This is a genomic window from Citricoccus nitrophenolicus (assembly GCF_047305825.1).
GTDB lineage: Bacteria > Actinomycetota > Actinomycetes > Actinomycetales > Micrococcaceae > Citricoccus > Citricoccus nitrophenolicus.
Window position 1 is genome coordinate 2,427,196 of the sequence record NZ_CP063070.1, and the last position, 13,621, is coordinate 2,440,816.

12 protein-coding genes and 1 riboswitch are annotated in these 13,621 nt (G+C 69.0%); of the genes, 9 read left to right on the plus strand and 3 right to left on the minus strand.

Annotated features, from left to right (window positions below; translation table 11 throughout):
• Window positions 1-128: 128 nt before the first annotated feature.
• On the minus strand, window positions 129-371 hold the full coding sequence (locus tag IMT31_RS11160; RefSeq protein WP_413542820.1) for a hypothetical protein: 243 nt from the start codon (window positions 369-371) through the stop codon (window positions 129-131).
• A 108-nt stretch (window positions 372-479) separates the two neighbouring features.
• Window positions 480-1,838 (minus strand): MFS transporter, encoded by a 1,359-nt coding sequence (locus IMT31_RS11165; protein WP_345355933.1) that lies wholly within the window; start codon window positions 1,836-1,838, stop codon window positions 480-482.
• A 141-nt stretch (window positions 1,839-1,979) separates the two neighbouring features.
• Here IMT31_RS11165 and IMT31_RS11170 point away from each other — a divergent pair, with 141 nt between their 5' ends.
• The 3 genes from IMT31_RS11170 to IMT31_RS11180 all read left to right on the plus strand — a co-directional run bounded on the left by IMT31_RS11170 (window position 1,980) and on the right by IMT31_RS11180 (window position 4,355).
• Complete coding sequence (locus tag IMT31_RS11170) at window positions 1,980-2,939, plus strand: DUF6282 family protein (protein ID WP_345355930.1); 960 nt, start codon at window positions 1,980-1,982, stop codon at window positions 2,937-2,939.
• Between the two features lie 76 nt (window positions 2,940-3,015).
• On the plus strand, window positions 3,016-3,756 hold the full coding sequence (locus IMT31_RS11175; protein WP_413542821.1) for a PIG-L deacetylase family protein: 741 nt from the start codon (window positions 3,016-3,018) through the stop codon (window positions 3,754-3,756).
• Window positions 3,753-4,355, plus strand: coding sequence for an RraA family protein (locus IMT31_RS11180; protein ID WP_413542822.1), 603 nt, complete (start codon window positions 3,753-3,755; stop codon window positions 4,353-4,355). The genes IMT31_RS11175 and IMT31_RS11180 overlap by 4 nt, the downstream gene beginning before the upstream one ends.
• Before the next feature lie 91 nt (window positions 4,356-4,446).
• On the opposite strand, the gene IMT31_RS11185 is transcribed toward IMT31_RS11180, so the two are convergent.
• On the minus strand, window positions 4,447-5,439 hold the full coding sequence (locus IMT31_RS11185) for a VOC family protein (RefSeq protein ID WP_345355921.1): 993 nt from the start codon (window positions 5,437-5,439) through the stop codon (window positions 4,447-4,449).
• Between the two features lie 306 nt (window positions 5,440-5,745).
• Between IMT31_RS11185 and IMT31_RS11190 the strand changes: the two genes are divergently transcribed.
• The 6 genes from IMT31_RS11190 to IMT31_RS11215 all read left to right on the plus strand — a co-directional run bounded on the left by IMT31_RS11190 (window position 5,746) and on the right by IMT31_RS11215 (window position 13,621).
• The gene (locus tag IMT31_RS11190; protein ID WP_413542823.1) at window positions 5,746-6,423 is read left to right on the plus strand and encodes a queuosine precursor transporter; all 678 of its coding nucleotides are present in this window, start codon (window positions 5,746-5,748) and stop codon (window positions 6,421-6,423) included.
• Between the two features lie 180 nt (window positions 6,424-6,603).
• A complete protein-coding gene (locus tag IMT31_RS11195) occupies window positions 6,604-7,089 on the plus strand; it encodes an MmcQ/YjbR family DNA-binding protein (RefSeq protein ID WP_413542824.1) in 486 nt (161 codons plus the stop codon).
• 290 nt (window positions 7,090-7,379) lie between these two features.
• Window positions 7,380-7,494: riboswitch (SAM riboswitch) on the plus strand.
• A gap of 96 nt (window positions 7,495-7,590) precedes the next feature.
• Window positions 7,591-8,967 carry an acyl-CoA dehydrogenase gene (locus IMT31_RS11200; protein ID WP_413542825.1) on the plus strand — a complete coding sequence of 459 codons (1,377 nt, stop codon included), beginning with the start codon at window positions 7,591-7,593 and terminating at the stop codon, window positions 8,965-8,967.
• Window positions 8,967-10,244 carry an acyl-CoA dehydrogenase family protein gene (locus IMT31_RS11205; protein ID WP_413542826.1) on the plus strand — a complete coding sequence of 426 codons (1,278 nt, stop codon included), beginning with the start codon at window positions 8,967-8,969 and terminating at the stop codon, window positions 10,242-10,244. The genes IMT31_RS11200 and IMT31_RS11205 overlap by 1 nt, the downstream gene beginning before the upstream one ends.
• A gap of 95 nt (window positions 10,245-10,339) precedes the next feature.
• Window positions 10,340-11,761: an LLM class flavin-dependent oxidoreductase gene (locus IMT31_RS11210; protein ID WP_413542827.1), complete on the plus strand. Its 1,422-nt coding sequence runs from the start codon at window positions 10,340-10,342 to the stop codon at window positions 11,759-11,761.
• A gap of 87 nt (window positions 11,762-11,848) precedes the next feature.
• The gene (locus IMT31_RS11215; protein ID WP_413542828.1) at window positions 11,849-13,621 is read left to right on the plus strand and encodes an ABC transporter substrate-binding protein; all 1,773 of its coding nucleotides are present in this window, start codon (window positions 11,849-11,851) and stop codon (window positions 13,619-13,621) included.

Genomic DNA, 13,621 nt, shown 5'->3' on the forward strand with positions numbered 1-13,621 from the left:
TGCTCCCGGGCCGGAGGGTGCGAGACGGGAAGGGCCCCGGAACCGTCAAGGTTCCGGGGCCCTTCCTGTGGGGGTTCGGCGGCCTGTGGGGGTTCGGCGGCCGGCACCGCCGGGGGTGCGGTGACCGCTCAGAGGAGCTGGCCGTCGTCGCCGATCTCCGTGGGGTAGGTGAGGTCAATGGCATCCGCCTGGGTGCCGGTGGCGTTGGAGATCATCAGGGTCATGAGGTTCTTCGGCACCAGGCAGTCGCCACAGACGCCGTCCTCGGCGCTGATCCGTGCATCCATCCGCTCGCCGGACTCGTCGATGGACAGGATGTAGCCGTCCGCGGCGAGGGTCTGGCGCAGGTCCTCGAGGGGCTGGGTGGTCATGGTTCCTCCGGTCGGTGTGGACAGATGGTCTGGGTCCGGTCCATTGTGGCCGCCCGTGCTGACATTGCCGAGGTGTCTTTCCGCCGCGCGGAACACCGGCCCCCGCAGCTACCGCGAGCTCTCCCAGGAGGCGTCGAACCGGCCGACCTTCAGCGGCAGGATGGTCACCAGGGCCAGTGCGCCGAGGGCCAGGATGTACAGCGAGATGGGCCAGGAGGCGCCGAAGCTCGCGTACAGGCTGGTGGCGATGAGCGGGGCGAAGCCGCCGCCGACGATCGAGCCGATCTGGTAGGCCGTGGAGGCCCCGGAGTACCGGATGTTGGCCGGGAAGAGCTCTGCCACGAGGGCCGCTTGCGGGCCGGCCATGAGGGACTGGGCCAGCAGGACCAGGCCGAAGCCCAGCAGGATGAGCACGGGCTGGGCCGTGTCCACGAGCCAGAAGAACGGGAACGCGCCCAGGACCACCAGGGCCGCTCCGGCCACGAAGACGGGTTTCTGCCGGAACCGGTCCGCCAGGACCGCCCCCAGCAGCACGGTGGCCAGGTGGATGCCGGCACCGCCGACGATCAGCCACAGCATGGTGGGTTGCGGCAGTCCGAGGGCCTCGGTGCCATAGGAGAGCATGTACACCGAGTAGAGGTAGCCGATGGCCGGTGAGGCGGCCGAGGCCAGACCCGCCAGTACCGTGGTGCCGCCGTGGTGGCGCAGCAGTTCGCCGAGCGGGAAGCGGTGCACCTGGTCCTTCTCCTGGGTCTGTTGGAAGACCGGCGAGTCCTCGACCTTGAACCGCAGGTAGAGGGCCACCACGATCAACAGGGCCGAGAGCAGGAACGGCACCCGCCAGCCCCAGGCCTGGAAGGCCTCGGGTGCCAGGGTCGCCGTCACCAGGATGAACACCAGGTTGGAGACGATGATGCCGACGGGCAGCCCCATCTGGGGGAAGGCGCCGAACAGGGCGCGGCGGTTGCGCGGGGCGTATTCGACGGCCATCAGCACGGCGCCGCCCCACTCACCGCCCACGCCCAGGCCCTGGATGAAGCGCAGGACGACCAGCAGGATGGGTGCCCAGACGCCGATCGTCTCGAAGTTGGGCAACAGGCCGATGCCCACGGTGGCACCTCCCATCACCAGCATGGTGATCAGCAGCATCTTCTTCCGGCCGATCTGGTCGCCGAAGTGGCCGGCCGCCAGCCCGCCGATGGGACGGGCGATGAACCCGACCGCGAAGGTGGCGAAGGCCGCGAGCGTGCCGGCGATGGGGTCCTCGCTCGGAAAGAACTGCGGGCCGAAGATCAGTGCGGCGGCCGAGCCGTAGATGAAGAAGTCGTACCACTCGATGGCGGTGCCCATGAAGCTGGCGCCGAGGACCTTGCGCTGCTCGGCGGGGGTGGGGGCCATCGCGCCGCCCGGCCGCGGGGCGGCGTTGGCGCTGAGGGTGGAGTTGGTGGGAGAGGGGGTCGAGGACAAGGAGCCCAGCCTTTCTCGGATCTGGTCACGTTGTGCGCTGGTCTGTGAACTGCATCACGACCCTGTTCACTATGGTCATAGACGGTTGGATTGTCAACAATTTTGGTGGCAATCCTGCGGGCAATTGTCTACGCTGAGGGCATGACCGAGCCAGCTGACCATCCGGTGCCCTCCGCCCGCGCCCGGGCTCTCGTCCAGGGGGCCTATGACCTGCACGTTCACGTGGCCCCAGACGTGATGAAGCGGCGGATCAGTGACCTGGACCTGGCGGCGCGCTTCCGGGACCTGGGCCTGGCCGGCTTCGTCATCAAGTCCCACTACGTCCCGACGGCGGAGCGTGCCGAGCACGTCCGGGCCACGGTCCCCGAGGTCCAGGCGCTGGGCGCCATCACGTTGAACGCCTCGGTGGGCGGCATGAACCCCGTGGCCGTGGAGATCGCCGGCCGCGGCGGGGCGAAGGTGGTCTGGTTCCCCACCGTGGACTCGGACAACCAGCGCTCCTGCCTCGCCGAGGAGCCGGAGGGGGCCACCCCTCCGATGTGGGCCCGGCTGCAGCAGGACCTGGAGGACGCCGGGATGAGGGCCGAGGCGGTGCAGGTGCTCGAGGCGGATGGAACGCCCACGCGGGCCACCGGCCAGGTGCTGCAGGTCATGGCGAAGCACTCGATGGTCCTGGCCACCGGACACCTACACACGGATGAGTCCTCGGCGCTCGTCCCCGCAGCGCGGGCGGCCGGGGTGGAGAAGATCGTGGTCACCCACCCCGAGTTCACGTCCCAGCGCATGGGGCTGGACTCCCAGCGTGCGCTCGCCGAGCAGGGTGTCTTCCTGGAGCGGTGCCTGACCACGCCGCTGACCGGAAAGGTCTCCTGGGAGACCTGGCATGCGAACATCCGCGGGGCCGGCGTGGAGCACTCCGTGATCTCCACGGACCTCGGCCAGCCCTTCAACCCGCCCGTGGAGGACGGCCTCGGCATCGTGGCGGACCTGATGCTGACCGAGGGCTACACGGACTCCGAGATCCGGCTGATGACCGTCCACAACTCCCGATACCTGGCCGGGGCCGAACCCCTGCCGGATGCCCCGGCGCACCTGCGCTGAGAACCCGCCCGGCCGCCGTCGTGATTCTCGACTCGGCCGGTGCAACCCCACCCCCCCCGTCCCGAAAGGACCCCTGATGACCACCATCCCCGCCCTTGACCGCTCCGCCGGCCGCCTCCTGGTGGTCGGCGCCCACTCCGCCGACTTCGTCTGGCGCGCGGCGGGTGCCGTGGCCGCCTTCGTGCAGGCCGGAGGCGAGGCCAAGGTCGTGGCCCTGACCTACGGTGAGCGCGGAGAGTCCGGTGTGCTGTGGCAGGAGGAGGGCCAGACCGAGGAGAACGTCAAGAAGATCCGCCACGGCGAGGCGGAGCGCGCCTCCCAGCACCTCGGTGCCTCCTTCGAAGCCTTCGACCTGGGCGACTACCCGTTGGTCAACGACCACTCGGACATCGAGCGCCTGGCCGAGCTGATGCGCGACTTCGCCCCGACCGTGGTGCTGACCCACCCGGACCAGGACCCCTTCAACCCGGACCACCCGGTGGCCTACCAGATGGTCCAGAAGGCCCGGCTGATGACCTCCGGTGCCGGTGTGGAGTCCGGGTTCAAGACCGCCCCTCCGAGCGAGTTCCTCGTCTTCGAGCCGCATCAGCCCGAACTGTGCGGATTCGTGCCCTCCGTCTTCGTGGACATCACCTCCGTGTTCGAGCAGAAGAAGGCCGCCATGGCGGAGATGAAGGCCCAGGCCTACCTGCAGACGTACTACGCCGAGCGCGCCGAACACCGCGGCAACCATGCCCGCAAGGTCACCGGCAACAAGGAGATCCGCCAGGCCGAGGCCTTCATGCGCCTGGTGCCGAACGTGGTGGCCTCCCTGTGAGTGAGCCGGCTGAGCTGACCGAATCCGAACTGATCGAGCGCTTCGCCGCCCTGCCGGTGGCCAACGTGGGCGATGCCATGGACCGCCTCAACGTGGTGGACTCCGGCATCCAGTCGGTGTGGCCCTCTGCCGGGGTCCGCATGGCCGGCCGCGCCGTCCCGGTGACGGTGGCCGGCGGGGACAACCTCGGCATCCACGAGGTCATCCCCACCCTGGAGCCGGGCGACGTGCTGGTGGTCAACGGCCAGGGCGCCACCCACCGCGCGCTGATCGGCGAGCTGATCGCCGGCCGGTCCATGGCCCGCGGTTGCGTCGGCTTCGTGCTGGACGCCAGTGTGCGGGACGCGGTGGACCTGGAGCAGATGCGGTTCCCGGTCTTCGCCCGGGGCACCACACCGGCCGGTCCCTACCGCAACGGGCCGTTCCAGGCCGAGGTGGCGGCCGCCGTCGGGACCGTGGTGGTGAACCCCGGTGACCTGGTGCTGGGCGATGACGACGGCGTCGCGGTGGTCCCGTGGTCCCGTGCGGCCGAGGTGCTACTCAAGGCCGAGGCCAAGCATGCGGCGGAGATGAAGCAGCGCGCCGAGATCGGCTTCTGACCCCACCCCCGGGGGTTACGAGCACGCTAGCCGTTGAGAAACGCCGAGGGACCCGGCGACTAGCGTGATCGTAACTCTGGGATCTGGTGGCTCAGCCGTGCGGGTTGGCGGTGGCGTCCGAGTCCTCGACCACCGGGGTGCCGTGGGTGTGGAAGGTCGGGATGGTCTTCATGCCCCAGGCCTGGCCCTTCGCGCGCTCGCCCTGGGACCACGGGATCGGCTTCCAGTCCGGGGCCAGGATCAGACGGGATCCCTGGTTGGCCAGCTCGATCCGGTTGCCGCCCGGCTCCCACACATAGAGGAAGAAGCCCTGCTGGATGGCGTGCTTGTAGGGGCCGTACTCGATGAAGACGCCGTTCTCCAGGAAGATGTCCGCGGCCTTGAGGATGTCCTCGCGGGTGTCCGAGGCGAAGGCGAGGTGATGCAGGCGGCCCGGGGTGCCCGTCCAGTCATCGGAGTAGACCATGTCATAGGACTTCTGGCCGAAGGTGAACCAGTGTCCGCCCACGTCGCCGTCGTCGAGCTGGATGAACTCGGTGGTGTAGCCGCCCATCACGTTCTCGGTGAAGTCGCAGACGCCGGCCATGTCCGAGGTCAGGTAGTTGATATGGTCCAGGCGGCGGGCGTTGGCGCCGAAGCCGGGGAACTTGGCGGCCTGGTTCTTCAGGGCCGGCCGGTCGGTGTCGTCCGCCGCGTACCACTCGGTGTCGAAGTACACCTCCATCAGGTGCTGGTCCGGATTGCGGTAGCGGAAGGTGCGGCCGCGGCCCATCTCCCCGTCCACCCAGCCCTCACCCAGACCGGTGGCCTCTATCCGGGCCACCATGCGCTCGAGCGCCTCGGGGCTCTGGGCGCGCCAGGCCACGCGGCCGACGCCGGCGTGGGACTTGGCGGTGAGCTTGATGGAGTAGGTCTCGTAGTCGTCCCAGCAGTGCAGGTAGGCGGACTCCTCACCGTTCTCCGTGGTGCGTCCGACCTCCCGCATGGCCAGCAGGTCCCGGAAGAACCAGAGGGACTCCTCGAACTTCGGGGTGTACAGCTCCACCGTGGAGAGGTGGGCGATGTCGCGGATGCGCTCGGTCATGGACGTGCTCCTGTCAGACGCGGTGCTTCTGGGTGGCTTGGATATTGAACAAGATTGTCAACAAAATGATAGACAGTCTGCGGGGCTATGGCTATGGCCGTAGGGATCGGCGCGGGGATGGTCGGGCCATCGGGGGGAACGCTGCCCCGTTGTGGAAGAATGGGGGACCGTTCGGGCGTCACCTGGGGCAGCAGGTGTGAGCGGGGTCGAGAGAGACCGAACCGCCGCGTCCGGATGCAGTGAGTGCTAATACAGCAGGCCTGCCCTCGTGGTGCCGGCCCCGCGAACCACCACCCGAGGATCCCCGTGAACAACACCGCCCCTGCCTCCGCAGCCCGCTTCGCCCCCACCAGCACCGGGCTCTACGCGATCTTCACCGCCATCATGGCCGTGGTGCTGATCCTGTCCAACCTCGGAGCCTCCAAGGGCATCATGTTCGGGCCGATCGTCATGGACGGTGGCTTCTTCCTCTTCCCCCTGGCCTACATCGTGGGGGACGTGGTCTCCGAGGTCTACGGCTTCAAGGCCTCGCGCCGGGCCATCGTGACCACCTTCGCGCTCTCGGTCTTCGCGGCGGTCTGCTTCTGGATCATCATCGCCCTGCCGGGTGCCGAGTGGTATGACGGGCAGGACGCCCTCGTCCGCACCCTGGCCCCCGTGCCCCTGATCGTGCTGGCCTCCCTGCTCGGCTTCCTGATCGGCCAACTCGCCAACGCCTGGCTCATGGTCCGGATGAAGCGGCGCTCCGGCGAGAAGCTGCTGTTCGGCCGGCTGGCCGTCTCCACCCTGGTGGGCGAGTTCCTGGACACCCTGATCTTCTGCTCCATCGCGGCCGGCGTCATCGGCATCACTGACCTGCCGACCTTCCTCAACTACGTGCTCGTGGGCTTCCTCTTCAAGTCCTTGGTGGAGATCGTTTTCGCCCCGGTGACCATGTGGGTCATCGGCCGGGTCAAGAGGGCCGAGCCCGCCTACGTCGCCTGAGGGCGGTCCGGCGGGTGTGCGGTTCGCGCTGCGCCCCAGCTGCCCTGAGTGGTCAGTTGCCGTGAGTGGTCAGTTGTTGTGGGGTTCGTGGCTCGGAACACCACGGCAATGGACCACTCAGCGGGGGCGGCGGGGACCGAGGACTTCACCGGCCCCGTAGCACCGCAGGACACTGGGGCGATGGCTCATCCCCAGATGTACGACGACGGCGACCCTCACTTCCAGCGCGTCCGCTCCCTGGCACTGGCCCTCCCCAAGGCCCGGATGAAGGTGTCCCACGGCCGGCCGGCCTTCTTCACCCAGAAGGTGTTCGCCTACTACGGGAGTTCGGTCAAGGGCAGCGATTCCGGCTCCCCGCAGACGGCGGCGGACGGTTCGCGGCTGCCACCCGGTGGGATCCCCGGCGAGGAGGGGCGCAGCTATCTCCAGTTCCCCCGGGCCCTCGTGATCCGGGCCGAGGGGTCAGACGCCGACGTCCTGGCCCAGGATCCCCGGGCGTTCCGGCCGGCCTACCTCGGTGCCTCCGGATGGTTCGCCCTCGATCTCTCGGATCTGGACCCGGCGGCGGAGGGCGAGGACGAAGGTTGGGCGGAGGCCGCCGAATGGCTGGAGACGAGTTATCGGCTCACGGCCCCGGCCCGGTTGGTGAAGTCGTTCGGCACCTGACAACCCTGCCGCACAACCCCGCTGCACAACCCCGCCGTGGGTGGTCAGTTCGAGTGGCGGTCCGCCGCTGAAGCGCCACCGCAATTGACCACTCACGGCAGGGGTGGGGGAGCGTGGCGTGGGGTACCCGGTCAAGCGGATGACTCTCCCACGTCATCAGCCGTCACAGTGGAGCGGTTGGTGCCGCTTGGGGCGTGAATCGGCCCTCTCGGGCGGAGAGATGACGGCACGGAACAGTTCATGACGTCATGGTTGGCGAGCCCGGCCCACCTCCCTAGTGTTGACCTCGGAATCACGAGATCCGGTGCGAAGCCCTGGCTGGCCGGACGGCAACCCTCTCTCCGTAGTGGGGTGCTCCAGGTGATGATTCGGCCCCCGGCGACCGCCGCGGGGCAAGTACGGCACCACCGAGAAGGCGTGTCCTCCAGACCGTGAAGGTCCTGGCGACGCCACGTTCCTGACCTCGCGTCTCCGGAGTGCCATGGATGATGAGGGACTGCCATGACGAACACCACCGCAGACACCGCCGGTACACACCCCCACGACGTCGGCCCGTCCGGTTCGCTGCCCACGTTCGAGGAGCTGCGCGCGGCCACCGGGCCGGACGGGCCCACGGACGTCCAACTCGCTGAGCACTTCGCCCCGGTCTTCGCGGCCGTCGCGGCGGGAGCCGCCCAGCGCGAGCAGGACCACGAACTGGCCTTCGCAGCCATCGAGTACCTGCGCGGCTCAGGCTTCACCCGGGCCCGCCTGGGCCGCGAGTACGGCGGCATCGGGGCGAGCCTGCCTCAGTTGGCGGACCTGTTGGTGGGTCTGGCCGCCGCGGATCCCAACCTGCCCCAGGCCCTGCACGGGCACTTCATGTTCACCGAGCAGCACGAGAACGAGTCCCAGGGTGCGGTCTCCGAGTGGTGGCTGGCCGAGGTGGCCGCGGGCAGGATCTTCGGCAACGCACTCGTGGAGCTGCCGCCGTCCGCCGGCAAGCGCCCCGTGCACTGGATCGACGCGGACCCGGACACCGTTCAATCGGCCGCTGCCACGGGGACCACGGAGGTGGCCCGGATCAGTGGAGACAAGTTCTACTCCACCGGGGCGATCTTCACCGACTACCTCCTGGTCTCCGCCGTGCGCCCCGGGCTGGAGGAGAACGGGCCGGTCTTCGCGATCGTCGACGCCCGAGACCCAGGAGTGCACCGCATCGACGACTGGAACGGCTTCGGCCAGCGGCTCACGGCCTCCGGGACCACCACGTTCGACAACGTCCCCGTGCAGGCCCAGCGCACCCAGGAGTTCAACGTGCCCACAGGCGTGCTGGCCTACACGGTGCTGTGGATCGTCCTGACGGCCACGCAGGCCGGAATCGGGACCACCGCCCTGGCGGACATCACCGACTTCGTCCGGGGCCGGCGTCGTACCTATGACCACGCGACGGCCGAGACGCCGGCAGAGGACCCGCTGGTGCACCAGGTCATCGGGTCCGTCTCCGCGAAGGTCACCGCCGCCCGGCAGATCGTGCGGGGCGCGGCGGCCACCGTGGAGGAGTCCTACCGCCAGGTCCGCGGCCACACCGACCTGGAGGATCCGGTGGTCCTCGAGGCGCATGCCCGTGCGAACATCGCGCTGTCTGAGGCCTCGCTCGTGGTGTCCGAGCTGATCCTGGACGTCACGAACCAGATCTTCGAATCCGGAGGCGCCTCGGCCACCGATGCCTCGAAGCAGCTGCACCAGCACTGGCTCAACGCCCGCACCGTGGCCAGCCACACGCCGCTGATCTACCGCACCCAGGCGATCGGCAACTACCGCATCAACGGTGCCATCCCGCCATTCCACTCCACGGCCCGCAACTCCACCCCCGCCTCGACCACCACAGGAGCATGATGACTGCCACCACCCTGTGCACCCTGTCCACCCGTCCCCATCACGGCTCCGAGGCCTACCGGGCTGCCCGTGAACGCCTGGCACCGGTCTTCGCCGAGATCGCGGCCAGCGCCGCCCAACGCGAGGCGGACCGGCACATCGACCGCGGCGCCGTGCGAGCCCTGGCCGCTGCCGGGTTCACCGCCCTGCGGGTGCCCGTGGAGTACGGGGGATCCGGACTCACCTTCGCCGAGCAGGCCCCGCTGATCGTAGAACTGGCCGCGGCCGACTCGAACCTGGTCCAGGCGCTGCGCGCACATCTGATCAACCAGGAGAACCTGCTGGGCCACCCGGACGAGGCCCTGCGGGACCGGTGGCTGCGCCGCCTCGGCGCGGGGGCCGTCGTCGGGAATGCCATTACGGAGATCAACAACTCGGTGGGGGAGGGGACCACCACCCTGATCCGGGACGAGGAGGGGACCTGGCGGCTGAACGGGACCAAGTACTACTCCACGGGCACGTTGTACGCCGACTGGATCATCGTGGCCGCGGTGGATGCCGCCGGTGAGGAGATCGCCGCCACGGTGCCGGTGGACGCGGAGGGCGTGACCCTGCTGGACGACTGGGACGGCTTCGGCCAGCAGCTGACGGCCTCCGGCACCACGGTGTTCGCGAACACCCCGGTGGCGGCCGCGGAGGTCTACGCCGGCGGGCTGGATGACGGCACCCGCGTGGCCACCGGCCAGGCCAGCTGGCAGTTCCTGCACCTGGCCGCGCTGACCGGCATCGCCGAGGCGATCGTCCGGGACGGGGCGGAGTATGTGCGCGGCCGCCGCAGGTCCTTCAGCCATGGCACCGCCGAGCTGCCGCGAGAGGACTCCCAGGTGCTGCAGGTGGTGGGCGAGCTCTCGGCCGCCGGCTTCGGTGCGCGGGCGGCCTACGACTCCGTGGTCACCGCGCTCGGCGGGGTCCTGGAACAGGAGGCGGCCCTGACGGCGGGCGAACAGTTGCCGGAGGTGGACGTGGACGAGCTGTACGTGCGCGTCTACCAGGCCCAGCAGGTCATCGCGAAGACCGTTCTGGCCGCCGCCACCCAGCTCTTCGAGGTGGGCGGGGCCTCCGCCCTCAGTCAGACGAAGCGGTTGGACCGGCACTGGCGCAACGCCCGCGTGCTGGCCAACCACAACCCCCTGATCTACCGGGCCCGGCTGCTCGGTGGCTGGGAGGTCAACGGGACCGGACCGGAACGTTCCTACCGCGTGGGATCCGCCCCGGCCGCCCCCTCCAGCACAAAGTGACCTCACCCCCGCCGGAGTGACGTGGTTCTGTCACTCTGCGCCCACCGCCGCGGCCCAGGCTGCACCCCACACACTGCGACTCCTCAGGAGACCCCATGAGCACCCCGAATTCCTCTCACACCCCGCCGCGTCCCCTGCGCTTCAACGCCTTCGTCATGAACACCACGAGCCACATCCACCACGGCCAGTGGCGCCGCGAGGATGCCGGTCAGACCGAGTTCACGGACGTCAACACGTGGATCAACCTGGCCAAGATCCTGGAGGCCGCCAAGTTCGACGCCATGTTCTTCGCCGACGTCTCGGGTCACTACGGGGACGCGGACGCCGACTACTCCGTGTACGTCAATGAAGGCCTGCAGATCCCCTCCAATGACCCGACCGTGCTGCTCGGGGCGCTCGCCGTGTCCACCGAGCACATCGGCCTGGCCACCACCTCGAACGTGTTCCAGTCCCACCCGTTCCAGTTCGCCCGGCAGTTGTCCACGCTGGACCACATCTCGGGTGGGCGGATCGCATGGAACATCGTCACCGGCACGCAGGACAACGGCTCGCGCAACTTCGGTCTGCCGCGGTTGACGGATCACGCCGAGCGGTACGCCTGGGCCGAGGAGTACGTGGACGTCACCTACAAGCTGTGGGAGGGCTCCTGGGATGAGGGTGCCGTGGTCAAGGACCGGGACGGCTCCCGGTACTCGGACCCGGCCAAGGTCCACAAGATCCACCATGTGGGCGAGCGCTATTCCGTGGAGGGCCCGCACCTGCCCTCTCCGTCCCCGCAGCGCACGCCGGTGCTGTTCCAGGCAGGGTCCTCGGCCTCAGGCCGTGACTTCGCCGCCCGCAACGCGGAGGCCGTGTTCATCATCGCCACCACCCCGGAGATCGCCCGCCAGCAGATCGAGGACACCCGGCGCCGAGCCGTGGAGGCCGGCCGGGCACCGGAGGACATCACGTTCTACCAGGGACTCAGCTTCGTGATCGGGGACACGGAGGAGGAGGCCCAGCAGAAGTTGGAGGAGTACGAGCAGTACGCGTCGCTGGAGGGATACCTGGCCCATGCGGCGCTGGTGGATCCGGACGGCCGGGTCTACCCGCCAGAGACCCCGCTGAAGGACCTCGAGACCAACACCCAGAAGGGTTTCGCGGAATGGGTCTCCAAGGCCATCACGGATCGCGAGCCCGTGGTGGCGGACGTCGCCTGGCGCAGCCACCGCAACAGCCGCGTGGTGGGCACCCCGGAGCAGATCGCCGACCGGATCGAAGAATGGCACGCAGCCGGCGTGGACGGCATCAACGTCATCAACTGGGTCATCCCCGGTTCCTTCGAGGAGTTCGCGGAGAAGGTCCTGCCGGTGCTGCGCGCACGCGGCCTGGCCCAGTCCGATTACGCCCCGGGCACCCTGCGCCAGAAGCTCTTCGGCCGCGACCGGCTGCCGGAGACCCACCCGGCCGCACGGTACCGCGGGGCCTTCGCCCACAGCGCTCGCCAGTCCGAGGAAGCCGTCCCCGCCGGCGTCTGAGCCCGCCTCGCCCGGGCGCAGAGTGACCCCGCCACGTCACAACGGTGGGGGTGATGTCACTTTGCGCCGGGGATGAAAGGAACCACCATGAGCACCACACCTTCCCCGAGTGCGCCCGAAAATCGGGACTCCGGCAATGCCGGGGCCCGACGCCGGACCCGCACCTTCGCCTCCGGCCTCGCCCTGGCTGCGGCGTCGGCACTGATCCTGACCTCCTGCTCGGCTGGGCAGGCCGGCTCGGCCGGCCCGGCCGCCCCGGCCGATCGTCAGGCCGCCCTGACCGGCACGGCCGTGGACCCCGTCCAGGGCGGGGTGATCGAGTACGGCCACCTCCAGGAGCCCAACTGCATCTTCGGCGGCTGGATCCAGGAGAACTTCACCGCGCGCCAGGTGCTGGACAACCTGGTCTCCGCCACCGAGGACGGCTCAGTGGTCCCGTGGATCGCCACGGGTTGGGAGGTCTCCGAGGACCGGACGGTCTGGACGCTGGATCTGCGGGACGATGTCACGTTCACGGACGGGACGGACCTGGACGCGGCAGCCGTGGCCTACAACTTCGACTACTGGTTGGACGGTGGCAACGGCACGGCGGCGGCCCACCTCGGCGGGTTCTATGACCATTCCGAGGTCGTGGACCGGAACACGGTGAAGATCCACCTCTCCTCCCCGTTCGCGCCGTTCCTCTCCACGCTCTCCCAGTCCTACTTCGGTCTGCAGTCGCCCACGGCCCTGGAGACCCGGTCGGACGAGCAGAACTGCACCGAACCCATCGGCTCGGGCCCCTTCACGGTCAAGGACTGGCGGCGCGGCGAGTACATCGAGTTCGAACGCAATGAGGACTATGCGTGGGCTCCTGAGAACGCGCGCCATCAGGGGCCGGCCCTGGTGGAGGGGATCCGGTGGAACATCGTCCCGGACAACACCTCCCGCTACGGCTCGCTCCTCTCCGGGGAGATGGACGCGATCGGTGAGGTGCCGGCGGTGAACATCGAACAGGCTCGCGAGGAGTTCGAGTTCACGCAGTACATCACGCCGGGACGGCCCGTGGTGATGAACCTGAACACCCAGCGGGGTGTCTTCGCCGAGCAGGCCGTCCGCCAGGCTCTGAGCTTCGCCACGGACCGGCAGGCCAACGTGGAGTCCGCCTTCCTCGGCACGGTCCCCTCCGAGCCCAGCGGCTACCTGTCCCAGACCACGCCGGACTATGACGAGGACGCGGCCACCGAGTACCCCTTCGATCTGGAGCGGGCCAACGGCCTGCTGGACGAGGCCGGGTGGACGGGGCGGGACGAGGACGGCACGCGGACCAGGGACGGACAGCGCCTGACCGCGAAGGTGGTCTACGGACTGAACAGCATCATCACCCCGGACGGCAACACGGTGATCCAGAACTTCCAGGAGCAGGCCCGGGCCGCGGGATTCGACCTGGTGCTGCGTCCGCTGACCCCGTCCGAGAACTTCTCCGGTGCGTTCTCCACGCCGGAGAGCTATGACGCCTCGGTGGGGTACTGGACCAGCCCGCACGCCGGGATCCTGAACATCAACTACCGTCCGTCCACCGAGGACGCCCCCAACGGGGCGAACACCACCTTCTTGGACGACCCGGAGGTCTTCGAGACGATCCAGTCCGCACTGCAGGCGCCGAGCCCCGAACTCGTCGCCGAACGCTTCTCCGAGGCGCAGTACGAGCTCAGCGAGCTGGCCCCGGCGATCGGGCTCTACACCCAGACCAACACCGTGGCCGTGTCGGAGGACGTCACCGGCATCTGGCTCGAGCCCGCCCAGGGCGGACCCATCTTCCATGACGCCGCCTTCACCTCGGAAGCAGCCCGGGACGCCTCCCCAGAGATCGAGGACTGA